The organism is Comamonas sp. AG1104, assembly GCF_003350425.1.
GTDB lineage: Bacteria > Pseudomonadota > Gammaproteobacteria > Burkholderiales > Burkholderiaceae_C > Comamonas > Comamonas testosteroni.
Map to the genome: position 1 here is coordinate 1 of NZ_QQAS01000006.1, position 22,366 is coordinate 22,366.

The following is a 22,366-nucleotide window of genomic DNA, read 5'->3' on the forward strand; positions in this document are numbered from 1 at the left end:
CCACTCCTTCCCATCCCGAACAGGACAGTGAAACGACTTTGCGCCGATGATAGTGCGGGTTCCCGTGTGAAAGTAGGTCATCGTCAGGCTCTTACAGTGAAAACCCCGTAGTCGAAAGATTACGGGGTTTTTTATTTGATCAATCGGTATTCTTGATATTGCTTGCGCAGTAGCGGACATGGAAAGGATGAGCATGCAGCTGCAGGACATGTTGTATTCACAGGGCTTTGGCATTCGCCGCGTGTGCTCCGGCTTGGTGCAGCAAGGCTGGGTGGAGCTATGGGACCCGCAGACCTTCGACTGGGAAAAGGTCCTGGATTCCACCCAGCAGGTGGATCCTGAAGGTCTGCGCTTCAGGGTGCAAGGCGTGGAGTGGGAGTATCACGAGCTGGGTTATGTGCTGCTGAACAAGCCTGCTGGCACCGAATGCTCGCAAAAGCCATCGGCCCATCCCAGTATCTATACCTTGCTGCCGGCTCCGCTGCGTCAGCGACCCAACAAAGGGGCGGTGCAAGGTGTTCAGGCGGTGGGTCGTCTGGACCAGGATACGACGGGCATGCTGCTGCTCAGCGACGATGGCCAGTTCATTCACCGCATGTCGTCGCCCAAAAAGCATGTCTCCAAGGTTTACCGGGTGACTTGCAAGCATCCGGTGGATGCCAAGCAGATACAGCGGCTGCTGGATGGTGTTGTGCTCGACGATGATCCCAAGCCCGTCAAGGCAGCGGCCTGCGAGCAGGTGGACAGCCATGTGCTGGATCTGACGCTGACCGAGGGCAAGTATCACCAGGTCAAGCGCATGATTGCGGCCGTGAGCAATCGGGTCGAAGGTCTGCATCGCAGAAGAATCGGCGGCCTGGAGTTGCCCGCTGAGCTGGAGCCAGGCCAATGGCGCTGGCTGACGGCGGATGAGCTGGAATTGTTCAAGCCGGGCAAGTAAGGCGGACAACAATAAAAAGCCTGCTGGCTTGCGCCAGCAGGCTTTTTGATTGGCGACACGTGAAATCAGTGTCGCTGCGCAGGGAGCATGGATGTCTGCTGGAGCTTGCCCGAGGCTTGCAGCGGCGTGCCAGGCAGGAATTCGATGCCGGTGCGGCGCACCAGCTCCGCGTAGCTGATGGGCTCGGTGACACGGGCCGCATCATCATTGGCCTGCCAGTGCGCCCAGGCACGCTGGCTCTGAGCGTCATAAACCAGCTTGTAGAGAAAGCTGGGCACACGCACCTGGTTGTGGCCGACGGAGGCGGCGCCGGCATCAAAGACCGGGCCGGTGATGATGTAGACATCGCCCTGGGCCCGTTGCGCATAGCTGCGAGTGTCTTTTTCTATGCGGGCCCAGGGGCCTCCGTTCTGCTTGATGGACTGGGGCACCATATTGGCCAGCGAGAAGCTCTGGGCCATGGCCTGTGCGGTCGGCATGTCACCAGCGGGAGCCATGTGGCCGCGTGAGTAGCCGGAGCGCTTGTAGTCGTCCAGCTCGGCGCGTTCATCACGGGGCAGGCGGGCATCGCTGTAGAACTTGTTGGTGCGCTTTTCGTCGGCATCGGCGACAAGGGCCTTGTTCAGACGCTGAGCGACGAAGACGGGAGTCTTGCTCTGGCCGCTGTGCAGCACGGCAAACGCGTCATAGCACAGCGCACGCAGCTTGGGCTGATCGCTGAGTATGGGAGGCTTGCCGCCGGCAAAGAACTGAGGGCATTGGTCAAAGCCCTGGGTGCTGCGCGTGGGATTGCTGACCTGGATGAGCGATGCGGGACTGGCCGCTGCCGGGGGTACAGGCATCCTGGCGGAGCAGGCCACGCTGCTGATGACCAGCATTGCGATGCCGGCATGGCGCAGCCATAGCGGGACTCGTGAGGAGAAGGAGGAAAGCGGTGCTGAAAAAGCGGAAGACATGCGCGAAAAAGGCCGAGGGAGATGAAAAGAGTGCCAGCAGCCCAGGCGCAAGAGCGAGTCTGGCCGTCATCGAGGACGATTGATTGCTACTCAAATAAGAGCTGCTTGCGCAAGCTTGGAAAGCTTTTCAAGTTAAAAGGTTCCTGAAAAGCTTTGTAATAAAGCGCTAAGTGCTCATATTTTATGAGGGTGGGCTTTGCCATAGCCAAGCCCCGGCTTACTTCGCCCAGTTGCGAATCCCCGAGGGCGCTCCATGCATGAGCAGAATCTGCAGTGCGGCTTGGGTTTGCAGATGCAGTTGCCTGAGCGCCTCATCTTTCTGGGGCGGCAAAATGTACTGGCCCTGCGCGTTCCTGGCGTAGGGCTTGCCCAGAATGTCGGCCATATCGATCTGAAAGTAGCTGCGGTCGCCGTACGGGCGCTTGCCGTCGATATAGGGCAAGGGCCAGATCGCCTGACCGTCTTCCTCCTCGGCCAAAACATAAGGCAGGTCATCGGTACCGACTTCACGCCACAGGGCGCCATGCAGCAGCGTCAGGTGTTCGGGACGAAAGTCGAAGCTGCTGTCTGGCGCCTGACCTGGGAAGTCGGGAGGCAAGGCATAGCGACCGGGCGCCAAGGCGGCGGTGGCTACAAACTGCGGCAGCCAAAGGCAGACCTCGGCCAGGAGCCGAGTGGCCAGAGCAGGATCGTGACTGCGCAGCACTTGCTGGGCGGTGTCGAGGGGGGACAGATCGCCGCCAAAGGGCTGCACGGGATCGAAGCCGGGTGCTCCCGACTCTATGGGCATCCACTGCACCCGCAGCAGGCGTATCAGCAGCAGATGCTGGGCGCTCAGTGGCGGCAGCGCCTGGCTGAAGACGGTCTGGATCACGGATCGACGTTCGGTACTGCCCTGGCGCTGGCGCAGCCACGGCCAGCTCAAGGCGCCGGTTGCCGCAACTGCGAGGGTGGAAAGCGTGGAGATCAGCAGCCTGCGCTTCATGGGCGAAGGTTTTCAATCATTGATGGAGGCGCTCCAGCGGTCGCCCCAGCCGCTGCTGCGCTGTACGCGGTCGATTTCGCGGCGGTCGCGCTTGGTGGGGCGGCCGGTGTGCTGTGCCGCCAGTGCTTCGGCGGGCTCGGGTGCCAGGCGGCGCTGCTCGGCCAGCTGTTCTCGCTGGGCAATGCTTTGCGCCGTTTCCTCATACAGCTGCTGGGCCACGGGCGCAGGGCCGCGCATGCCGCTCAGCCCGCGCACTATGACTTCTCTGGGAATATTGCCCTGGCGCAGGTGGATGTGGTCGCCCGGGCGGATTTCACGCGAGGCTTTGGCATTGGCGTTGTTGACCGTGACCCGGCCTTTGCCGATTTCCTCCACGGCCAAGCTGCGGGTCTTGTAGAACCGCGCGCACCACAGCCATTTGTCCAGACGCATGGATTCAGTTTCACTCATATCGGTATTTTGCGGCGTGAAGGGATGGCGATTCAAGTCAGAGCTGTATCCATGTCCTGGGTATCGCCATTGTGCAGGGGCAGCTGAATCAGCGCCTGCAGGCCACGCACGCGGCCGAGTCCGTCGTGCAGATTGCGCAGCTCGATCTGGCCGCCCAGGGTTTGCACGATCTCCTGGCAGATGGCCAGGCCCAGGCCAGAGCCGCTGCGCGCGTTGCCCGCCGAAAAAGGCTGGAACAGCCGCTGGGCCAGTTCATCGTCGATGCCGCTGCCGCTGTCTTCGATACTCAGCTGTGCCATGCCGTCGTGCGCGCGGACATAGACCTGCAGACTACCGTGCCTGGGCGTGTGGCGTATGGCGTTGTGCAGCAGGTTGCGGGTGAGCTCGCGCAGCATCCATTCATGGGCGGCCACGCAGCAGGCCTGGGTTTCGATGCCGAAGTCCATGTCGTGATCGGCAATCAGCGGTGACAGCTCCAGCGCCACGTCGCGCACGATATCGTCGAGCTGGGCAAGCATGGCGCCGCTCTGGTTGCTGTCTTCCTGGCGCAGCTGCTCGACCTTGGCCAGGGCCAGCATCTGGTTGGCGACGCGGGTGGCGCGGTCCACCGTGTCGTCGATCTCGGCAAAGGCCTGGGCCGGTGGAATATCGCCGCGCTTGGCCGACTGCACCTGAACCTTGAGCACGGCCAGCGGCGTGCGCAGCTGGTGCGAGGCGTCGCGCACAAAGCGCTTCTGATTGCTCAGCAGGCCTTGCAGGCGTTGCATGGTCTGGTTGGTGGCTTCCAGCAGGGGCTGGACTTCGCGCGGCATCTCGGGAGCTGCCAGCGGACTCAGATCTCCCTGGGCACGGCCCTGCAGGTCCTGGCTGAGCTGGCGTATGGGCTGGGTGGCGCGCTGCACCACGATGATGACGATCAGCGCGACGACCAGCACCAGCAGGGCCTGACGAATCAGGGTGTCACGCAGAATCTGCAAGGCCAGGGATTCGCGCAGCTCCAGGGTTTCGGCGACCTGGATCACGGCCATGCCGCGTCCGTCGGCACTGGCAACCGGCTGCAGCAGCACGGCCACGCGCACGGGGTGGCCGCGAAACTCGTCGTCATAGAAATCCACCAGCGCCGCATAGGGGGGGCGCTGCGGAATCTTGCCGTTCCAGACAGGCAGCTCCGCAAAGCCCGAGATCAACTGTCCGTCCAGAGTGGAGACGCGGTAGAACATGCGGCTCTGGTTGTCGGCCTCGAAGATTTCCAGTGCCGAATAGGGGACGATGGCGCGCAACTGTGCCTGATCGTCGTATCCGGTGACGCCGATCTGCTCGCTGATGCTTTTGGCCGAGGCCAGCAGGGTTCTGTCATAAGCCGTGTGCAGCGATGCCAGGGTTTGCTGATAGAGGCTCCAGGCATTCAGGGCAATCAGCGCCAGCACAGGCAGCAAGATGCCGGTGAGCAGCAGGCGCCGCAGCGACCAGGCTGTCCTGGGCCGCGTCCTTGCCGGACGGGCTGTCATGCCGCCGCCTCGGCTTTGACCAGATAGCCCAGACCGCGCAGCGTGACGAGCTGCACGCCGGTGCCGCCCAGCTTTTTGCGCAGCCGGTAGGCCACGACTTCCACGGCCTCGTACTGCACATCGACCTCGCCGGGGAAGACCAGGCTGAACAGCCGTTCCTTGGTGACCGCATGGCCGGGTCGTGCCAGCAGCGCATGCATCATGGACAGCTCGCGCGGGGTCAGCTCCAGAACCTTGCCGTCAAGATAAATGGCACCGCTTTCCTTTTCATAGCGCAATGCGCCCAGGGTGACAGTTTCAGAAGCCGATCTGGGTGTGAAACTATCCTGGCTGCGGCGCAGCAGGGCGCGCAGGCGCGCTTCGAGTTCGTCGAGGTCAAAGGGCTTGGCCAGATAGTCGTCGGCACCGGCATTCAGACCCATGACGCGGTCGCCCACGGTGCCGCGCGCGGTCAGGATCAGCACCGGCGTGCGCAGGCCCATGGCCCGGGCGCGCTCCAGCACCTGCAGGCCGTCGAGGCCGGGCAGACTCAGGTCCAGCACCACGGCATCGGGTTCGCGGGTCTGCCAATGAGCAAGGGCACTGGGGCCGTCGGCCGCCACATCCACACTCAGGCCGCGGCGCATCAGAGTGCGCTGAAGCGTGGTGCGCATGGCGGAGTCATCTTCAACAAGCAGTAATTGCATGCTGCCGAACATAGCACTGCGCTGCGAATGCGAAGACAACTCGTGAAACTACCGGGCTTGCTTAAGGGATAGCCCTAGGTGATTGGACAGCCGTTTGACAGGCAGGCTGTCCATGATTGCATTCACCAACTACATAAGGAGTACATCATGCGTCGTGATACGTTTCTGAAGTCTCTGGCAGCCTTGGCGGCAGCCGGTGCTTTGCCCCTGTCGGCCCAGGCCGCGGCTGCCATCAAGATGATGCTGCCCGCCAACCCGGGTGGCGGCTGGGACACGACAGGTCGTGCCCTTGGCAAGGCCTTGCAGGACGCAGGTGTGGCTTCTTCCGTTACTTATGACAACAAGGGCGGCGCTGCCGGCGCCATCGGTCTGGCCCAGTTCGTCAACGGCAGCAAGGGCGATCCGAATGCCATGATGGTCATGGGCGCCGTGATGCTGGGCGGCATCATTACCGGCAAGCCTCCCGTCAATCTGAGCCAGGCCACGCCTTTGGCGCGCCTGACCAGCGAATACAACGTGTTTGTGCTGCCCGCCAACTCGCCGTTCAAGAACATGGCGGAAGTGGTGGCCCAGCTCAAGAAGGATCCCGGCTCCGTCAAATGGGGCGGTGGCTCGCGTGGCTCCACCGAGCACATTGCCGCGGCCATGATCGCCCGTGAGGTGGGCGTGGACCCCGCCAAGATCAACTACGTGGCTTTCCGTGGGGGCGGCGAGGCCATCTCCGCCATCCTGGGTGGCAACGTCACCGTGGGCGGCAGCGGCTTCAGCGAATTTGCCGAATACATCGCGACCGGCAAGATGAAGCCCATCGGCGTGACCTCGGCCCAGCGCCTCAAGGGTGCGGCGTCCAGCGTTCCCACGCTCAAGGAGCAGGGCATCAACGTGGAAATCGGCAACTGGCGCGGTGTCTATGGCGCTCCCGGCATTTCCAAGGCCCAGCGCGACGAACTGGTCGCCCAGATCGAAAAAGCCACCAAGAGCAAGGCCTGGGCCGAAGCGCTGCAGAAGAACGACTGGACACCCGCCTGGCTGGGCGGCGATGCCTTTGGCAAGTTCGTTGACGACGAGTTCGCCAGCCTGCGCGCCACCATGGCCAAGTCCGGCATGATCTGATGATCACCAGGCCGCTGCGTCCTGCAGCGGCCTTTCCAGGACGTGGCACAGGGCTGGCGACTTCAGCCCTGATCGCGTTGTGTCCTGCCGTTTCTCCCCCGCACTGATTGATGGTCTGCTCCTGACGGCGCAAGCCAGGGTTTGTGCAACCCCATGATGCCGTGGGAGCTGCCGCAAGGCGGCTCTGGCGGGTTCCGAAAACCATTGAAATCAAACACATTCATCATGTCTGATTCATTCCAAGATCTGGCCCGGGCAGCGGAGGCCGCACAGGTTTCGGCCTATGCAGACCCCGACGAGCCGCAGAGTCCCAACGTACCGTCCAAGAGAGCGCAAACCATTGTCGGTGCAGGCGTGCTGCTGGTCGCTGCGGGACTGGCCTTTGGCGCACTGCAAATTCCTTCGGACTCCGGCTACGGCGGTGTCGGTCCCAATTTCCTGCCCTGGGTCTGCGCAGTGGTGCTGGGTATCTGCGGTGCCTTGCTGATCTGGGAGGCTCGCAGCGGTGGTTTTCGCCATGCGGCCGACCCGGGTGGTCAGCCCAAGGCCGACATCCTGCCCTTTGCCTGGGTCTCGGCCGGTCTGCTGGTGAATGCGGCCTTGATCAGTACCCTGGGCTTTATTTTCAGCTGCACCATCTGCTATGTGCTGGCCGTGCAGGGCCTGCGCCGCGCTTCGCATCAGCCCCAGGCGTCAGCACCGGGTACCTGGGTCAAGGATGTGATCACCGGGCTGTTGATTGCAGCCCCGGTGTTCTGGATGTTTACCAAGTTCCTGGCCATCAATCTGCCTGGTCTGACTGAAACGGGGTGGCTGTAATGGATATCTTCAATGCTTTGATGGCTGGCTTTGCCACCGCCATCACGCCCGCCAATCTGCTGTGGGCTCTGGTGGGTTGTGCCCTGGGTACGGCTGTGGGCGTGCTGCCCGGTATCGGCCCGGCCGTGGCCGTGGCCATGCTGCTGCCCATCACCGCCAAGGTGGATGTGACGGCATCCATGATTTTCTTTGCCGGCATCTACTACGGTGCCATGTATGGCGGCTCGACCACATCGATTTTGCTGAACACGCCCGGCGAGACGGCATCCATGGTCACGGCCATGGAAGGCAACAAGATGGCCAAGAGCGGCCGAGCCGGGGCGGCGTTGGCAACCGCTGCGATCGGCTCGTTTTTCGCGGGTACCTTTGCCACCGTGGTGGTGACCCTGTTCGCTCCCTATGTGGCCGACTTCGCCGTGAAGCTGGGCCCGCCCGAGTACTTCATGCTCATGGTGCTGGCCTTCACCACCGTGAGTGCCGTTCTGGGACAGAGCACGCTGCGCGGCATGACGGCGCTGTTTGTTGGCCTGGCTGCGGGTTGCATCGGCATGGACCAGATCTCCGGTGCGGCGCGCTATACCGGCGGCAAGATGGAGCTGCTGGACGGCATCGATATCGTGCTGGTGGCCGTGGGCCTGTTTGCCGTGGCCGAAGTGCTATATGCCGCCATGTATGAAGGCAAGGTCGAGGAATCCCAGAACAAGCTGACGCGTGTGCACATGACCAAGCGCGACTGGAAGCGTTCCTGGCCCGCCTGGATGCGCGGCACGCTGCTGGGCACACCGTTCGGCTGCATTCCTGCCGGTGGCACCGAGATCCCGACCTTCCTGAGCTATGCGACCGAAAAGAAGCTGGCCAAGGGCGAAGACAAGGCCGAGTTCGGCGGCAAGGGCGCCATCGAAGGCGTGGCCGGTCCGGAAGCTGCCAACAATGCGACCGTGACCGCAGCCCTGATTCCGCTGCTGACTCTGGGCATTCCCACCAGCAACACCACGGCCGTGCTGCTGGGCGCTTTCCAGAACTACGGCATCAACCCCGGCCCCCAGCTGTTTACCAGCTCTGCGACCCTGGTCTGGGCGCTGATCGCCTCGCTGTACATCGGCAACGTGATGCTGCTGGTGCTCAACCTGCCCATGGTGGGCCTGTGGGTCAAGCTGCTGAAGATTCCGCGTCCCCAGTTGTATGCCGGCATTCTGATCTTCGCAACGGTCGGTGCCTACGGCATGCGCCAGAGCGCGTTCGATCTGTTCCTGCTCTACGGCATTGGCTTGCTGGGCGTGATCATGCGCCGCTTCGACTTCCCCACCGCTCCCGTGGTGGTTGGCATGATCCTCGGCCCCCTGGCCGAAGCGCAGATGCGCAACGCAGTGTCGATCGGCGAGGGCAGCTGGTGGATCTTCCTGCAGCGTCCCATGTCGCTGACGCTGATCATCATCGTGCTGGCCGTGCTGATCATTCCTCGCGTGCTCAAGCGCCTGTCGCAGGCCAAGCACGCCAGGGAGGCAAGCGCCGCCTGAGTCCGGTTTCCTAGCCTGCTGCGGGTGCTTCACGCATGGAGCCCGTTGCATTCATATCCCCTGTTCGGTGAGCTGGACAGGGGATTTTTTTATGGAGGCCGGCTCGGTTCATAAGCGTGGATTCGTTGTTCGTTCAAGCATGGGTGGCGCAAGGAGCACGGCTACAGGTCTGTGCTGATGGTTGGGCTTCAATGTCGCCCTACCATGACGCGATGGAAATGAGCCAACTGCTACCCCACGATTTCGCTTGCGAGCTGCCCGATGATGCCGACGGCATCTATGCCCTGGCGGCACGGTCCATGTTTCAGCTGTTCTCGTCAATGAGCCAGGGCATGTTTCTGGTCGACAGAAGCGGGCGCATTGTCTGGGTCAACAAAGGCTACGAGCGTTTTTTGCCGCGCCTGGGTGTGGCCGGAGTGGGCGATTTTCTCGGGCATATGGTGGAGGAGGTCATCCCCAACACGCAGATGCGCAGCGTGCTGGAGACCGGCAAGCCGGTCCTGATCGATCTGCTGACCAATAGCGCCGGAACCTTTGTCGTCAGCCGCCTGCCGCTGCATGACGATGAAGGAGGCGTGATCGGTGCCATCGGCATTGTGCTGTTCGACCAGCCCGAGACGACCCTGCAGCCGCTGATCAGCAAGTTCGCGATGCTGCAGCGCGATCTCGATGAAGCGCGGCGCGAGCTGGCTGCCCAGCGCAGCCGCAGCTTGCAGGCGTCCGCACAAGGGTCGCGCCGCAGCAAATACAGCTTTGCCAGCTTTGTGGGCAGCAGCCCGGCTGCGGTCGAGGTCAAGCGCCAGGCGCGGCGGGCAGCCCAGTCCATGAGCCCGGTGCTGCTGCTGGGGGAGACCGGTACCGGCAAGGAGGTGCTGGCCCATGCCATCCATGCCGCATCGGCGCGGTCGGCCGGTCCTTTTGTGAGCGTCAACATCGCGGCCATTCCCGAGACGCTGCTGGAGGCCGAGTTCTTTGGTGTGGCACCGGGCGCATTTACCGGAGCCGACCGCAAGACACGCGACGGCAAGTTCAAGCTCGCCGATGGCGGCACCTTGTTTCTTGATGAAATCGGCGACATGCCCGCCAGCCTGCAGGCCAAGCTGCTGCGGGCCTTGCAGGAGGGCGAGATCGAGCCGCTGGGCTCCAACCAGATCGTGCATTTCGATGTGCGCGTAGTGGCCGCCACTTCTCGCGATCTGCTGCAGATGGTGCGCGACGGGCGCTTCCGCGAAGACCTGTTCTACCGGCTGCATGTGCTGCCCGTGCGCGTGCCGCCGCTGCGCGAGCGCAGCAGCGATATCCCGGCCCTGGTGGAAATGCTCTGCGAGGACCTGGCGCTGCGCAACGACATGGTGCCACCGGAGCTTGGCAAGGGCGCACTGGAGCTGCTGGTCGCACAGGCCTGGCGCGGCAATATTCGCGAGCTGCGCAATGTGCTGGAGCAGGCCGCCATGCGCTGCGATGACTCGCACATCGATGCCGGCCTGCTGGCACAGGTGCTGCGCTCGTCCGGGGTCGAGCCTCAGGCGCCGCATCGGCAGCCCCTGACTCAGGAGACTGTGGCGGCGAGGCTGGCGACGGGTGATCTGCTCAAGCCGCTGGCCGAGCAAATGGCTGATCTCGAAACCCGCGCCATACGGGCCGCGATGCAGGCCCATGGTGGCAACAAGCTGGCGGTGGCAAGGACGCTCGGCATATCGCGCGCCAAGCTATACGACCGGCTCGAGAAGCTGAATTTCTGAGTCATGCTAGGGATTGCCCTTGGTGAGTAGGACTTGGTTTGTTTTTATAGTTATAAAAAATATCTAATTTGAGTCCGGAGACAGCATGGCATTGGTACAAGGGCAGGAATTGTGGAGGCCCACGCAGCAGCAGCAGGAGCAAAGCGGCCTATGGCATTACATGAACTGGCTGCGCGACAGCCGTGGCCGTGACTTCTCCGACTATGAGGCGCTGTGGCAATGGTCGGCAACCGATATCGAAGGCTTCTGGCGCTCCATCTGGGACTACTTCGACATTCAGGCCGATGGTGACCCCGCGCAGGTGCTGGCCAGCCGCAAGATGCCAGGTGCCGAGTGGTTCCCAGACACCCGGCTCAACTACGCAGAGCACATCTTCCGCCAGGCCAGCGATCAGCGTCCGGCCATCATTGCGCGCTGCGAGGGCCAGGCTCCGGCCGAAGTCTCCTGGCAGCAGTTGCAGCGCGATGTGGGCGCCCTGGCGGAAAGCCTGCGCGGTCTGGGCATAGGGCCTGGCGATCGCGTGGTGGCCTATCTGCCCAATGTGCCGCAGACCGTGGTGGCGTTCCTGGCCTGCGCCAGCATTGGCGCCATCTGGTCCAGCTGCGCGCCGGAGATGGGTGTTTCCGTGGTGCTGGACCGCTTCCAGCAGATTGCGCCCAAGCTGATTTTCGCGACCGACAGCTACACCTATGCCGGCAGGCAGTTCGATCGCCGTGAAGTGCTGGACGAAGTGCTTCAGGGTCTGCCCGATATCGCCCAGGTGATTCATGTACCGGGGCCCTTGTTCGGCAGCGATGCAGAGCATGCGGCCGTGCCCTGGCGCGACTGCATGAGCTGGGATGAGGCAACGCGCCATGCAGCGCCGCTGCAGTTCGAGCGCCTGCCGTTCGCCCATCCGCTGTGGGTGGTGTACTCCTCGGGAACCACCGGCCTGCCCAAGGCCATGGTGCACAGCCATGGCGGCATCGTGCTCACCCACCTCAAGACCAATCGCCTGCAGCACGATGTATTGCCCGGCGACCGCTTCATGTTCCTGGGCAGCACGGGCTGGATTGTCTGGAATCTGATGATAGGCAGCCTGCTGGTCGGCGCGACCGTGGTCCTGTCCGACGGCAACCCGACGGCGCCCAATGATGATGCGCTCTGGGACTTCATCGACCAATACCAGGTCAGTATCTTTGGTTGCGGTGCGGCCTTTCTCACCAAGAGCATGAAGGATGGCTTCGCGCCGAAGAAGGGACGCCAGTTCGAGAAACTCCGTGCCATCAACTCCACGGGCTCACCGCTGCCTCTCGATGCCTACGCCTGGGTCTATGAGAGCGTCAAAAGTGATCTGTGGCTGGCTTCGATCAGCGGTGGCACGGATATCGCCTCGGGCTTTGTGGCCTGTGCCCCCATACTGCCCGTCAACGCGGGCGAGATTCAGTGCCGCGAACTCGGCGTAGCCGCCCATGCCTTCAATGAACAGGGCCAGAAGGTGGTTGCCGAAGTCGGCGAGCTGGTGATTACCGAGCCCATGCCCTCCATGCCCGTGTTCTTCTGGAACGACGAGAGCGGGGCGCGCTACCACGACAGCTATTTCGATGTGTTTGCCGGCTACTGGCGCCATGGCGACTGGATCGAGTTCAGCGAGCGCGGCACGGCCGTGATCTACGGACGCTCGGACAGCACCATCAACCGCTTCGGCATACGCATGGGCACGGCGGAGATCTACCGTGTCGTCGAGGAGCTCGACGCCGTCAAGGACAGCCTGGTGGTTGACCTCGAATACCTGGGCCGACCTTCCTTCATGCCGCTGTTTGTGACCCTGGCCGAAGGCCAGGCATTGACGGGCGAGCTGACCGCCCAGATCAAGAACGCCATCAAGACCAAGGCCTCGGCACGCCATGTGCCCAATGTGGTGGTACAAGTGGCCGAGATTCCGCGCACCCTCACCGGCAAGAAGATGGAGGTGCCGGTGCGCAAGCTGCTGCTGGGAGCGGACGCTGCCAAGGTGGCCAGCCCCGATGCCATGGCCAATCCATCCAGTATTGATTTCTTCATTCAATTTCGAGAGCAGGTGCCGCAGGCGTGACAAGCGCTTGAGGCTGATTTGACTCAATACCCAAAGCAGACCCACCCATGAACCATCAAGATCTGATCGCCATCGACTTCCACACCCATGCGGAAGTCAGCTGCCGCAATCCCTTTGACAGCTATGGTGAGGAGTACGACCGCGCGGCCGACAAATACTTCGGCAGCTCGCTGCGGCCGACCATCGCCGAAACCATTGCCTACTACCGCGAGCGCAAGATCGGTCTGGTGATGTTCACGGTGGACAGCGAGGCGCAGCTGGGTCGCCGCCGCATCCCCAACGAAGAGATTGCCGATGCCGCGCGCGAGAACAGCGACATGATGGTGGCGTTCGCCAGCATCGACCCGCACAAGGGCAAGATGGGCGCGCGCGAGGCCGAGCGCCTGATCACCGAATGCGGCGTCAAGGGCTTCAAGTTCCATCCCACGGTGCAGGGCTTCCATCCCTACGACCGCATGGCCTGGCCCATCTACGAGGTCATCAACCACTACAAGCTGCCCGCCATCTTCCACACCGGCCACAGCGGCATCGGCAGCGGCATGAAGTGCGGCGGCGGCCTGCGTCTGGCCTATAGCAACCCCATGCTGCTGGACGATGTGGCCGTGGACTTCGGCGATATGCAGATCGTCATGGCCCACCCGAGCTTTCCCTGGCAGGACGAGGCAATCTCGGTGGCGCTGCACAAGCCCAATGTCTGGATCGATCTTTCGGGCTGGAGTCCCAAGTATTTCCCCAAGCAACTGGTGCAGTACGCCAACACCTTGCTCAAGGACCGTGTGCTGTTTGGCAGCGACTTCCCGCTGATTACGCCAGAGCGCTGGATGAAGGACTTCGAGGTCGCCGGCTTCAAGCCCGAGGTCATGCCCGGCATTCTCAAGGACAACGCCGTGCGGCTGCTGGAATTCGACAAAAAGCGCGAAGCAGCGTAAAGAACACAAGGATCACCGCGGTGATCCTTTTTTCATGGTGCTGGAGCCCCGGCCGAGGCTAAGCCGGAACTAGTGTATGAAAAACATGCAATGTCTTTCTTTAAGACATTTTTTGTCTGATTTTCAGGCAATAGGGGCGCAGACCATAACAGGACTCAGAGGGAAACCAAACTGGCACGAAGACTGCTAACTGCACACCATACAAAGACAAGCGGATACACCGCATCCATCCTCAAGGAGACAACACATGCACAAGCGCAGCCTGCTGCAGGCGGCCGTTCTGGCGGCCATGGTGGCTCATGTTCCCGGCGCCCTGGCGCAATCTGAAATCCGCATTGCTCATGTCTACAGCAAGACCGGGCCGTTGGAGGCCTATGGCAAGCAGACGCAGGCCGGGCTGCTGATGGGGCTTGAATACGCCACAGGCGGCAGCATGACGGTGGCAGGCAAGAAGCTGGTGGTGATCGAGAAAGACGACCAGGGCAAGCCCGACCTTGGCAAGAGCCTGCTGGCCGCCGCCTATTCGGACGACAAGGCCGATCTGGCTGTCGGCCCCAGCGCGTCGGGCGTGGCACTGGCCATGCTGCCCGTGGCCGAGGAGTACAAGAAGATCCTGATCGTCGAGCCCGCCGTGGCCGACTCCATCACCGGCGACAAGTGGAACAAGTACATCTTCCGTACCGGTCGCAACTCCAGCCAGGACGCAATCAGTAATGCCGTGGCCATCGACAGGCCTGGCGTGACCATTGCGACACTGGCCCAGGACAATGCCTTCGGCCGCGACGGCGTCAAGGCCTTCAAGGAGGCGGTCAAGAAGGGCAAGCTGGTGCACGAGGAGTATCTGCCTGCAGCCACCACCGATTTCACGGCCGGGGCCCAGCGCCTGATTGACAGGCTCAAGGATGTTCCTGGCAAGAAGGTGATCTGGATTGTCTGGGCCGGTGCCGGCAATCCCTTCAAGATCGCCGACATGGACCTCAAGCGCTACGGCATCGAGATTGCCACGGGCGGCAACATCCTGCCGGCCATGGCTGCCTACAAGAATCTGCCGGGCATGGAAGGCGCCACCTACTACTACTTCGGCATTCCCAAGAATCCGGTGAACGAAGCCCTGGTCTCCATGAGCTACAAGCAGTTCAAGGCTCCGCCCGACTTCTTCACGGCGGGCGGTTTCTCGGCCGCCATGGCCGTTGTCACTGCACTCAAGAAAACTGGCGGCGACACCAAGACCAACACCTTGATCAAGGCCCTGGAAGGCATGAGCTTCGATACACCCAAGGGCGTCATGACCTTCCGCAAGGAAGATCACCAGGCCATGCAGAGCATGTATCACTTCAGGATCAAGAACGATCCGGCCATGGCCTGGGGCGTGCCCGAGCTGGTGCGCGAGATCAAGCCTGAGGAAATGAACGTTCCCGTGCGCAACGGGCGATGACTGAGGGGCCCGCAATGCAGCGGGTACCAATTCCAATTTTGATAGCTGATGGCGCTTGTCCACCAAGCGCTGGAGGCTGCTTTGGCCTGAAATTCTTGCGACTGCCTGCCGCCATGCCCGGAATCTCTCCTTTTCATCCATGCTGACCACAGACAAGCTCACCATCCGCTTTGGCGGCCATGTGGCCGTGAACGCTGTCACCTGCTCGTTCGAGCCGGGCACGCTCACGGCCATCGTGGGCCCCAATGGGGCCGGGAAGACCACTTATTTCAATCTGATCTCGGGCCAGCTCAAAGCCAGTTCCGGCACGGTCACGCTGGGGGGGCGTGATCTGAGCGGCCTGCCCGCATCGGCGCGCACGCGCGCCGGGCTGGGCCGTGCCTTTCAGCTCACGAATCTCTTTCCGAATCTGAGCGTGCAGGAGAACGTGCGCCTGGCAGTGCAGGCCAGTATGAGCGGGGCGCATCGGCGCGGCTTGAACCTCTGGAGCATCTGGAGCGATCACCGGGCGGTCACGCAGCGCGCCCGGCAGATCCTGGAGCGGGTCTCCATGTCCGAGCGAGCCGACACCCTGGTCGCCAGCCTGCCGCATGGCGACCAGCGCAAGCTGGAGGTGGCGCTGCTGATGGCGCTGGAGCCTCAGGTCTATATGTTTGACGAGCCCACGGCGGGCATGAGTCATGACGAGGCGCCAGTGATTCTGGACCTGATACGCGAACTCAAGAAGGATCGCAGCAAGATCATTTTGCTGGTGGAGCACAAGATGGATGTGGTGCGCGAACTCGCCGACCGCATCATCGTGCTGACCAATGGACAGTTGGTGGCCGATGGCAAGCCGGCCGAGGTCATTGCATCGCCCGTGGTGCAGCAGGCCTATCTGGGCAATGCCGTGAAGGAGGACGCATGAACCAGGCATCGAGCCCCTTGCTACAGCTGTCGGGCGTCCACACCCATATAGGTGCCTATCACATACTGCATGGCGTGGACCTGATCGTTCCGCAGGGCGAGGTCACCATGCTGCTGGGCCGCAATGGTGCCGGCAAGACCACCACGCTGCGCACCATCATGGGTCTGTGGCAGGCCAGCCAGGGCCGCATCCGGTTTGCGCAAAAGGACATTGCCCAGCTGTCCACGCCGGCCATTGCACGCCTGAATATTGCCTATGTGCCCGAGAACATGGGCATCTTTGCCGATCTCACGGTCAAGGAAAACCTGCTGCTGGCAGCACGCGCCGCCGCCCATGCGGGCCAGATGGATGCTGCCCGGCTGGACTGGATTTACCAGCTGTTCCCGGCCGTGCAGAAGTTCTGGAATGCGCCCGCTGGCAAGCTCAGCGGCGGGCAGAAGCAGATGGTGGCCGTGGCGCGCGCCATTGTCGAGCCGCGCGATCTGCTGATCGTCGACGAGCCCAGCAAGGGCCTGGCTCCCGCCATCATCAACAACATGATCGAGGCCTTCGCCCAGCTCAAGGCCAGCGGCGTGAGCATCTTGCTGGTGGAGCAGAACATCGACTTCGCCAAACGCCTGGGCGACGGCGTGGCCGTGATGGACAACGGCCGAGTCATCCACGCGGGCCGCATGGCCGATCTGGCGGCCGACGCGCAGCTGCAGCAGTCGCTGCTGGGGCTGTCCTTATGAAGGGAGTCGCATCGGACATGCCATCCGTCTTTATGTCTCAATCGCAAGCCGCCATGGATCTGGCCGTGTTGGCGGGCAATCGGAAGGAGCCTGCATGAGCTTCAAGGATATGGATTACAAGCCGCTGTTGCTGGTGCCGCTGCTGGCGCTGGTGACGCTGCCGCTGGTGGGCTCGCCCAGCACCTGGCTGACGCTGACGGTGGCAGGACTGGCCATGGGCATGATCGTCTTCATCATCGCTTCGGGCCTGACGCTGGTGTTCGGCCTGATGGATGTGCTGAACTTCGGGCACGGCGTGTTTATCGCGCTCGGCGCCTTTGTGGCCACCAGCGTGCTCGGCGTCATGGGTGACTGGACCGGCTCGGACCAGCTCTGGCGCAATCTGGCGGCCGTCTTCGCGGCCATGCTGGTGGCGATGCTGGTGGCCGGCGCCGTGGGTCTGGCGTTCGAGCGCTTCATTGTGCGCCCGGTCTATGGCCAGCACCTCAAGCAGATTCTCATCACCATGGGCGGCATGATCATCGGCGAGGAGCTGATCAAGGTCATCTGGGGCCCGCAGCAGATACCGCTGCCCCTGCCCGATGCCATGAAGGGCGCCTGGCTGCTGGGCGATGCGGCCGTGGAGAAGTACCGCGTGTTTGCCGTGCTGGTGGGCGCGCTGGTGTTTGCAGGGCTGGCCTGGACGCTCGCGCGCACCAAGCTGGGCCTGCTGATCCGCGCCGGTGTGCAGGATCGCGAGATGGTCGAGGCGCTTGGCTACCGGGTGCGCAACCTGTTCATCGGCGTGTTTGTGGCCGGCTCGGCCCTGGCCGGACTGGGCGGCGTGATGTGGGGGCTGTACCAGCAGAACGTGATTCCGCAGATGGGCGCCCAGGTCAATGTGCTGATCTTCATCGTCATCATCATCGGCGGGCTGGGCAGCACCGGTGGCGCTCTCATCGGAGCGCTGCTGGTGGGGCTGATGGCCAACTACACGGGCTTTCTCGTGCCCAAGGTGGCGTTGTTTTCCAATATCGCACTGATGGTCGCCATCCTGCTCTGGCGGCCCCAAGGTGTCTATCCGGTGGCGAACCGATGAGATGCCCCCTGAGCCGCTTCGCGCCTTCCCCTGGAAGGGATGTCAGCCTCGTTATGGGTCGGCCTTTGCTCGGTGGCCGCTGGCCGGGTGTATGCCCAGTTCGAGCAATTCGCTGCCAAAGAGATGAAAGGTTAATGGGATGTTGAACCGTTTGCTCTCGGGCGATCTGCCGCGCAGTCGCGTGCTGGCCGTGATGCTGCTGGCCATTCTCATCGGCCTTGCCGTGGCGCCGTTTGCCTTTCCCGGTGTCAAGGCGCTCAATGTGGCAGCCAAGGTGCTGATCTTTGTGGTGCTGGTGGCCAGCTTTGACCTGCTGCTGGGCTATACCGGCATCGTCAGCTTTGCCCACACCATGTTCTTCGGCATAGGCGCCTATGGCGTGGCCATTGCCTCTGGCAAGCTGGGCCCGGGCTGGGGGGCGCTGGCCCTGGGGCTGGGTGCGGCGCTGCTGGTGTCGCTCGTTCTGTCCCTGGCCATCGGCCTGTTCTCCCTGCGTGTGCGCGCCATCTTCTTTGCCATGATCACGCTGGCGGTGGCGGCTGCATTCCAGACCCTGGCGTCGCAGCTATCCGACTGGACGGGAGGCGAGGATGGCCTGACCTTCAAGATGCCCGAATGGCTGTCGCCCAGCTTCGAGCCGTTCGAGAACGAGATCTTCGGCATCCTCATCGACGGCAGGATCATCAGCTACTACCTGCTGTTTGCCGTAGCCGTGGTTCTGGTACTGATGCTGCTGCGCATTGTCAATTCGCCGTTCGGCCGCGTGCTGCAGGCGATTCGCGAGAACGAATTCCGCGCCGAGGCCATTGGCTACCGCGTGGTGGTCTATCGCACCACCTCCAGCGTGCTGTCGGCCTTGTTCGCCTGCGTGGCCGGTGCCATGTTGGCGGTCTGGCTGCGCTACAACGGGCCGGACACTACGCTGTCCTTCGAGATCATGATGGACTGCCTGCTCATCGTCGTCATCGGCGGCATGGGAACGATTTACGGTGCTGTGATCGGCTCCGTCATCTTTCTGATCGCACAAAGCTATCTGCAGGATTTGCTGCGGCTCGGTAGCGAAGCCTCCGTCAGCCTGCCATGGCTGTCCGCGCTGCTGTCGCCCGACCGCTGGCTGCTGTGGCTGGGTCTGCTGTTCGTGCTGTCGGTCTACTACTTCCCTACCGGCGTGGTTGGCCGGCTGCGCGCGGCTGCGGCGCGCAAACCCTGACATCTTTTACTGGCACCCCTTCTCTGACTGCTTTCACTACGACAGGAGACAAAGCCCATGCAGAAGACCTATGCGATTGCCTTGCCGCCAGCAGCCCTTGTGGTGCTGGCGGCTGCCGTGTTGACCGCCTGCGGGGGAGGCGATGGAGGCGAGCTCAATGCCAAACCCGGCTACCTGGGCGCGGTGCGGCAACAGAGCTATGACGGCAGCAGCGATGACTTGCTGACCGCGGGCATGGGCAAGAGCGGCCTGGCCTCGGCCACGGCGCCTGGCGTCGCGATTGCGCTCCAGCCCACGGCGGCCGAGCTGCGCCGCCTGGCCATTTACACCAACTACCGCGCCATGCTGGACATGACAGCCGCGGGTGGCTACGGCACGCTCTACGGCCCCAATGTGGATGCGCAGGGCCGGGTGACGGCCGGCGAAGGCAGGATTGCCGGCACCGAGTACATAGCGTTTTCGGACGACGGCTCGGGCCGCAAGAACGTCACGCTCATGGTGCAGGTGCCGGCCAGCTTTGACCCAAGGAAGGCCTGCATCATCACCGCCACGGCTTCGGGCTCGCGCGGCGTGTACGGCGCCATCACCACAGGCGAATGGGGGCTCAAGCGCGGCTGCGCAGTGGCTTATTCCGACAAGGGCACGGGCGCCGCTCCGCACGACCTCATGAACGACACCGTGGCGCTGATCGACGGCACGCGCAGCACGGCTGCCGCAGCGGGCAAGCAGGCTGCATTCAATGCGGGACTCACGGCTGGCGAACTGGCCGCCTTCAACACTGCCACGCCCAACCGCTTTGCCTTCAAGCATGCGCACTCGGGCCAGAACCCAGAGAAGGACTGGGGCCGTACCACGCTGCAGGCCGTGGAGTTCGCCTACTACGTGCTCAACGAGCGCTATGGGGACCGCAACATTCTGGGCGAACGTCTGCGTACGCTCAAGCAGAGCAACACCATCGTCATTGCATCAAGCATCTCCAACGGCGGCGGCGCGGCGATTGCCGCCGCCGAGCAGGACTCGCAGGGGCTGATCAACGGCGTGGCCGTGTCCGAGCCAGCGGTTGAATTGCCCCTCAACCCCGGCGTAACCGTGCAGCGCGGTGGCACGGCACTGCCTGTGGTGGGCAAGACGCTGGTGGACTTCACGAGCTATGCCAACCTCTATCAATCCTGCGCCTCGCTGGCGGCGTCGGTCAGCGGCTCGCCCTATGCGGCAGCGTTTGCCGCAGGCTTTGCCAGCACAGCTCTGCCGATTGCCCCCAACCGCTGTGCGGCACTCAGGACTGCCGGTTTGCTGAACACCACGACCACGGCTGCCCAGGCCGAAGAAGCTTTGCAGAGGCTGCGCGACTATGGGTGGGAGCCGGAGTCCAGCGAGCTGCATGCCTCGCTGGCCGCCTTTGAGGTGGCGCCCGCCGTGTCGGTCACCTTTGCCAACTCGCTCTCGCGCGCCAGCGTGAGGGACAACCTCTGCGGCTACAGTTATGCCGGAGCGACGGCTGCGGGCGCAGTGACGCCGCTGGCCCCCGGGGCGCTGGCCAGCATGTTCTCCACGGGCAACGGCGTGCCGCCATCGAGCGGCGTGCAGCTCATCAACAACAAGGGCAAGTTCGGTGCCGCGCGCGATTTCCTCTCCGTCTCGGTGAACTCGGGCGTGGCCGACTGGAACACGCCGGGTGCGCTGTGCCTGCGCAATCTCGTCACAGGCAACGATGGCTCCGCCAGGGCGCTACAGGCCGGTATCGACGAGACAAGACGCAACGGCAATCTGCAGGGCAAGCCGGCCATCATCGTCCATGGCCGTGCGGATGCGCTGCTGCCCGTGAACCACACGACGCGGCCCTATGTGGCGCTCAACCGGAGGGTGGAAGGCGCTGCCAGCAAGCTCAGCTATGTGGAGGTCACAAATGCCCAGCACTTCGACAGCTTCATCGGCCTGCCCGCCGTGCTGCCGGGTTACGACACGCGTTACATCCCGCTGCATGTCTATCTGAACCGCGCGCTCGATGCCATGTATGACCACCTTGCCAACGGCAAGGCGCTGCCTCCCAGCCAGGTGGTGCGCACCGTGCCGCGTGGTGGCAACCCGGGTCAGGCACCGGCCATACAGCCAGCCAATCTGCCGCTGATTGCCGGTACTCCGGCAGCGGCAGACAGGATTGAGGTCAGCGCTGGAGCCATTCGCGTGCCGGACTGATACACACGACCGGCCGGGGGCTACGGCTGCCGGCCTACTATCGAAGTTGATAGCTGATAGCGCTCATCAGATATGCGCTAGAGGCCTTTTTGATGCTGAAACCTGACATGTCCAATAACTGCGCTTCTGCGGCCATCGTGCCGGCATCCCGCTATGCGAACTGCGCTGGCTACGAGATTCACTACCTTGACTGGCTGCCGCAAGGTCCGACCAAGGCTACGGTGATCGCCTGGCATGGTCTGGCACGCACGGGCCGCGACATGGATGCACTGGCGCAGTTTCTTGCGACGCAAGGCTACCGCGTCATCTGCCCGGATACGCTGGGCCGCGGCCTGAGCCAGTGGAGCCGCAACCCGCGCGAGGAATATCGGCTGCGCTTCTATGCCCGTCTGGCACGCGAGCTCATGGATGCGCTGGCTCTGCAGCAGGTGCACTGGGTGGGCACCAGCATGGGCGGTGCGATAGGCACGGTCTGCGCATCCGGCCTGTTCGAGCCGGATCTCAGGCACCGCATTCTCACACTCACGCTCAACGACAATGCTCCCGAGCTGGCCGAGGCTGCGCTGGCCCGCATCAAGAGCTACGCCGGCCGCCCGCCGGTGTTCGACACCGTCGCCGAGCTGGAAGGCTTTTTCCGCGCAGCCTACAAGCCCTATGGCTGGCTCAGCGATTTCGAGTGGCGCAAGCTGACCGAGACCAGCACGCGTCGTTGCGATGACGGCCGCGTCACGCCGCATTACGACCCGCGCATGATCGAGCAGTTCACCGAGCATGACAACGACTATCTTCTCTGGGATCACTATGACGCGCTGCAACTGCCCGTGCTGCTGCTGCGCGGCGAGGACTCCGATCTGGTGCTCAGGCCCGTGGCCGAGCAAATGCAGCAGCGCGGCCCCGGTGCCCGGGACCTGCTGACCTGGCTGGAAGTGCCGGACTGCGGCCATGCCCCGGCGCTCAATGTGAGCGCACATTTCGAGGTCGTTCTGTCCCATCTGCAGCGGGCCTGAAGCGCAACAACCTCGCAGCCCCGGGGATGTTCACGTCTCGCTAGCATCGGTGGCTAAGCCCGGTCGGGGTAAGGAGCGTGGGT

Annotated in this window: 19 protein-coding genes and 1 rRNA gene; 15 read left to right on the forward strand and 5 right to left on the reverse strand. The window is 63.0% G+C overall.

The window, feature by feature from the left end:
* Both rrf and DFO48_RS17505 read left to right on the forward strand, forming a co-directional pair.
* A 5S ribosomal RNA gene (gene rrf / locus DFO48_RS17500) occupies positions 1 to 89 on the forward strand; the annotation flags it as partial.
* A 104-nt stretch (positions 90 to 193) separates the two neighbouring features.
* A complete protein-coding gene (locus tag DFO48_RS17505) occupies positions 194 to 940 on the forward strand; it encodes a 16S rRNA pseudouridine(516) synthase (protein ID WP_114864467.1) in 747 nt (248 codons plus the stop codon).
* 65 nt (positions 941 to 1,005) lie between these two features.
* Here DFO48_RS17505 and DFO48_RS17510 read toward each other — a convergent pair whose 3' ends face one another.
* From DFO48_RS17510 to DFO48_RS17535, 5 genes are all read right to left on the reverse strand, one after another.
* Positions 1,006 to 1,818, reverse strand: coding sequence for a DNA/RNA non-specific endonuclease (locus tag DFO48_RS17510; RefSeq protein WP_114864271.1), 813 nt, complete (start codon positions 1,816 to 1,818; stop codon positions 1,006 to 1,008).
* Positions 1,819 to 2,113: 295 nt separating this feature from the next.
* Positions 2,114 to 2,881, reverse strand: a complete 768-nt coding sequence (locus tag DFO48_RS17520; RefSeq protein WP_114864272.1) for a hypothetical protein — start codon at positions 2,879 to 2,881, stop codon at positions 2,114 to 2,116.
* A gap of 12 nt (positions 2,882 to 2,893) precedes the next feature.
* Positions 2,894 to 3,331 (reverse strand): RNA-binding S4 domain-containing protein, encoded by a 438-nt coding sequence (locus tag DFO48_RS17525; protein ID WP_114864469.1) that lies wholly within the window; start codon positions 3,329 to 3,331, stop codon positions 2,894 to 2,896.
* Positions 3,332 to 3,363: 32 nt separating this feature from the next.
* Entirely contained in the window at positions 3,364 to 4,839 is a 1,476-nt protein-coding gene (locus tag DFO48_RS17530; RefSeq protein ID WP_003078518.1) for a sensor histidine kinase, read from the reverse strand.
* Positions 4,836 to 5,537, reverse strand: coding sequence for a response regulator (locus DFO48_RS17535; RefSeq protein WP_003078516.1), 702 nt, complete (start codon positions 5,535 to 5,537; stop codon positions 4,836 to 4,838). Before DFO48_RS17535 ends, DFO48_RS17530 begins: the two co-directional genes overlap by 4 nt.
* A gap of 135 nt (positions 5,538 to 5,672) precedes the next feature.
* On the opposite strand from DFO48_RS17535, the gene DFO48_RS17540 reads away from it, so the two are divergent.
* From DFO48_RS17540 to DFO48_RS17600, 13 genes are all read left to right on the forward strand, one after another.
* A complete protein-coding gene (locus DFO48_RS17540) occupies positions 5,673 to 6,638 on the forward strand; it encodes a tripartite tricarboxylate transporter substrate binding protein (RefSeq protein ID WP_003057571.1) in 966 nt (321 codons plus the stop codon).
* A 225-nt stretch (positions 6,639 to 6,863) separates the two neighbouring features.
* Positions 6,864 to 7,457, forward strand: coding sequence for a tripartite tricarboxylate transporter TctB family protein (locus tag DFO48_RS17545; RefSeq protein ID WP_003078514.1), 594 nt, complete (start codon positions 6,864 to 6,866; stop codon positions 7,455 to 7,457).
* On the forward strand, positions 7,457 to 8,974 hold the full coding sequence (locus DFO48_RS17550; protein ID WP_003078511.1) for a tripartite tricarboxylate transporter permease: 1,518 nt from the start codon (positions 7,457 to 7,459) through the stop codon (positions 8,972 to 8,974). The genes DFO48_RS17545 and DFO48_RS17550 overlap by 1 nt, the downstream gene beginning before the upstream one ends.
* Positions 8,975 to 9,192: 218 nt before the next feature.
* Positions 9,193 to 10,716, forward strand: coding sequence for a sigma-54-dependent Fis family transcriptional regulator (locus tag DFO48_RS17555; protein ID WP_042438475.1), 1,524 nt, complete (start codon positions 9,193 to 9,195; stop codon positions 10,714 to 10,716).
* Between the two features lie 85 nt (positions 10,717 to 10,801).
* Positions 10,802 to 12,790 carry an acetoacetate--CoA ligase gene (locus DFO48_RS17560; RefSeq protein WP_114864273.1) on the forward strand — a complete coding sequence of 663 codons (1,989 nt, stop codon included), beginning with the start codon at positions 10,802 to 10,804 and terminating at the stop codon, positions 12,788 to 12,790.
* A 47-nt stretch (positions 12,791 to 12,837) separates the two neighbouring features.
* Positions 12,838 to 13,719, forward strand: coding sequence for an amidohydrolase family protein (locus DFO48_RS17565; RefSeq protein WP_114864274.1), 882 nt, complete (start codon positions 12,838 to 12,840; stop codon positions 13,717 to 13,719).
* A 247-nt stretch (positions 13,720 to 13,966) separates the two neighbouring features.
* A complete protein-coding gene (locus DFO48_RS17570) occupies positions 13,967 to 15,154 on the forward strand; it encodes a substrate-binding domain-containing protein (protein WP_114864275.1) in 1,188 nt (395 codons plus the stop codon).
* Positions 15,155 to 15,293: 139 nt separating this feature from the next.
* A complete protein-coding gene (locus DFO48_RS17575) occupies positions 15,294 to 16,061 on the forward strand; it encodes an ABC transporter ATP-binding protein (protein ID WP_003078493.1) in 768 nt (255 codons plus the stop codon).
* Positions 16,058 to 16,792, forward strand: coding sequence for an ABC transporter ATP-binding protein (locus DFO48_RS17580; protein ID WP_114864276.1), 735 nt, complete (start codon positions 16,058 to 16,060; stop codon positions 16,790 to 16,792). Before DFO48_RS17575 ends, DFO48_RS17580 begins: the two co-directional genes overlap by 4 nt.
* 94 nt (positions 16,793 to 16,886) lie before the next feature.
* Positions 16,887 to 17,870 (forward strand): branched-chain amino acid ABC transporter permease, encoded by a 984-nt coding sequence (locus DFO48_RS17585; protein ID WP_043008565.1) that lies wholly within the window; start codon positions 16,887 to 16,889, stop codon positions 17,868 to 17,870.
* Between the two features lie 139 nt (positions 17,871 to 18,009).
* The gene (locus DFO48_RS17590; protein WP_114864277.1) at positions 18,010 to 19,080 is read left to right on the forward strand and encodes a branched-chain amino acid ABC transporter permease; all 1,071 of its coding nucleotides are present in this window, start codon (positions 18,010 to 18,012) and stop codon (positions 19,078 to 19,080) included.
* A gap of 57 nt (positions 19,081 to 19,137) precedes the next feature.
* The gene (locus DFO48_RS17595) at positions 19,138 to 21,276 is read left to right on the forward strand and encodes a D-(-)-3-hydroxybutyrate oligomer hydrolase (RefSeq protein ID WP_114864278.1); all 2,139 of its coding nucleotides are present in this window, start codon (positions 19,138 to 19,140) and stop codon (positions 21,274 to 21,276) included.
* Positions 21,277 to 21,368: 92 nt separating this feature from the next.
* Positions 21,369 to 22,283, forward strand: coding sequence for an alpha/beta fold hydrolase (locus DFO48_RS17600; protein WP_003078481.1), 915 nt, complete (start codon positions 21,369 to 21,371; stop codon positions 22,281 to 22,283).
* Positions 22,284 to 22,366 lie beyond the last annotated feature (83 nt).

What these genes read in the sequence shown, in the direction of transcription:
- DFO48_RS17505 (WP_114864467.1), top strand. Translation starts at nt 194, where the DNA reads ATGCAGCTGCAGGACATGTTGTATTCACAGGGCTTTGGCATTCGCCGC.
- DFO48_RS17510 (WP_114864271.1), bottom strand. Translation starts at nt 1,818, where the DNA reads ATGCTGGTCATCAGCAGCGTGGCCTGCTCCGCCAGGATGCCTGTACCC.
- DFO48_RS17520 (WP_114864272.1), bottom strand. Translation starts at nt 2,881, where the DNA reads ATGAAGCGCAGGCTGCTGATCTCCACGCTTTCCACCCTCGCAGTTGCG.
- DFO48_RS17525 (WP_114864469.1), bottom strand. Translation starts at nt 3,331, where the DNA reads ATGAGTGAAACTGAATCCATGCGTCTGGACAAATGGCTGTGGTGCGCG.
- DFO48_RS17530 (WP_003078518.1), bottom strand. Translation starts at nt 4,839, where the DNA reads ATGACAGCCCGTCCGGCAAGGACGCGGCCCAGGACAGCCTGGTCGCTG.
- DFO48_RS17535 (WP_003078516.1), bottom strand. Translation starts at nt 5,537, where the DNA reads ATGTTCGGCAGCATGCAATTACTGCTTGTTGAAGATGACTCCGCCATG.
- DFO48_RS17540 (WP_003057571.1), top strand. Translation starts at nt 5,673, where the DNA reads ATGCGTCGTGATACGTTTCTGAAGTCTCTGGCAGCCTTGGCGGCAGCC.
- DFO48_RS17545 (WP_003078514.1), top strand. Translation starts at nt 6,864, where the DNA reads ATGTCTGATTCATTCCAAGATCTGGCCCGGGCAGCGGAGGCCGCACAG.
- DFO48_RS17550 (WP_003078511.1), top strand. Translation starts at nt 7,457, where the DNA reads ATGGATATCTTCAATGCTTTGATGGCTGGCTTTGCCACCGCCATCACG.
- DFO48_RS17555 (WP_042438475.1), top strand. Translation starts at nt 9,193, where the DNA reads ATGAGCCAACTGCTACCCCACGATTTCGCTTGCGAGCTGCCCGATGAT.
- DFO48_RS17560 (WP_114864273.1), top strand. Translation starts at nt 10,802, where the DNA reads ATGGCATTGGTACAAGGGCAGGAATTGTGGAGGCCCACGCAGCAGCAG.
- DFO48_RS17565 (WP_114864274.1), top strand. Translation starts at nt 12,838, where the DNA reads ATGAACCATCAAGATCTGATCGCCATCGACTTCCACACCCATGCGGAA.
- DFO48_RS17570 (WP_114864275.1), top strand. Translation starts at nt 13,967, where the DNA reads ATGCACAAGCGCAGCCTGCTGCAGGCGGCCGTTCTGGCGGCCATGGTG.
- DFO48_RS17575 (WP_003078493.1), top strand. Translation starts at nt 15,294, where the DNA reads ATGCTGACCACAGACAAGCTCACCATCCGCTTTGGCGGCCATGTGGCC.
- DFO48_RS17580 (WP_114864276.1), top strand. Translation starts at nt 16,058, where the DNA reads ATGAACCAGGCATCGAGCCCCTTGCTACAGCTGTCGGGCGTCCACACC.
- DFO48_RS17585 (WP_043008565.1), top strand. Translation starts at nt 16,887, where the DNA reads ATGAGCTTCAAGGATATGGATTACAAGCCGCTGTTGCTGGTGCCGCTG.
- DFO48_RS17590 (WP_114864277.1), top strand. Translation starts at nt 18,010, where the DNA reads ATGTTGAACCGTTTGCTCTCGGGCGATCTGCCGCGCAGTCGCGTGCTG.
- DFO48_RS17595 (WP_114864278.1), top strand. Translation starts at nt 19,138, where the DNA reads ATGCAGAAGACCTATGCGATTGCCTTGCCGCCAGCAGCCCTTGTGGTG.
- DFO48_RS17600 (WP_003078481.1), top strand. Translation starts at nt 21,369, where the DNA reads ATGCTGAAACCTGACATGTCCAATAACTGCGCTTCTGCGGCCATCGTG.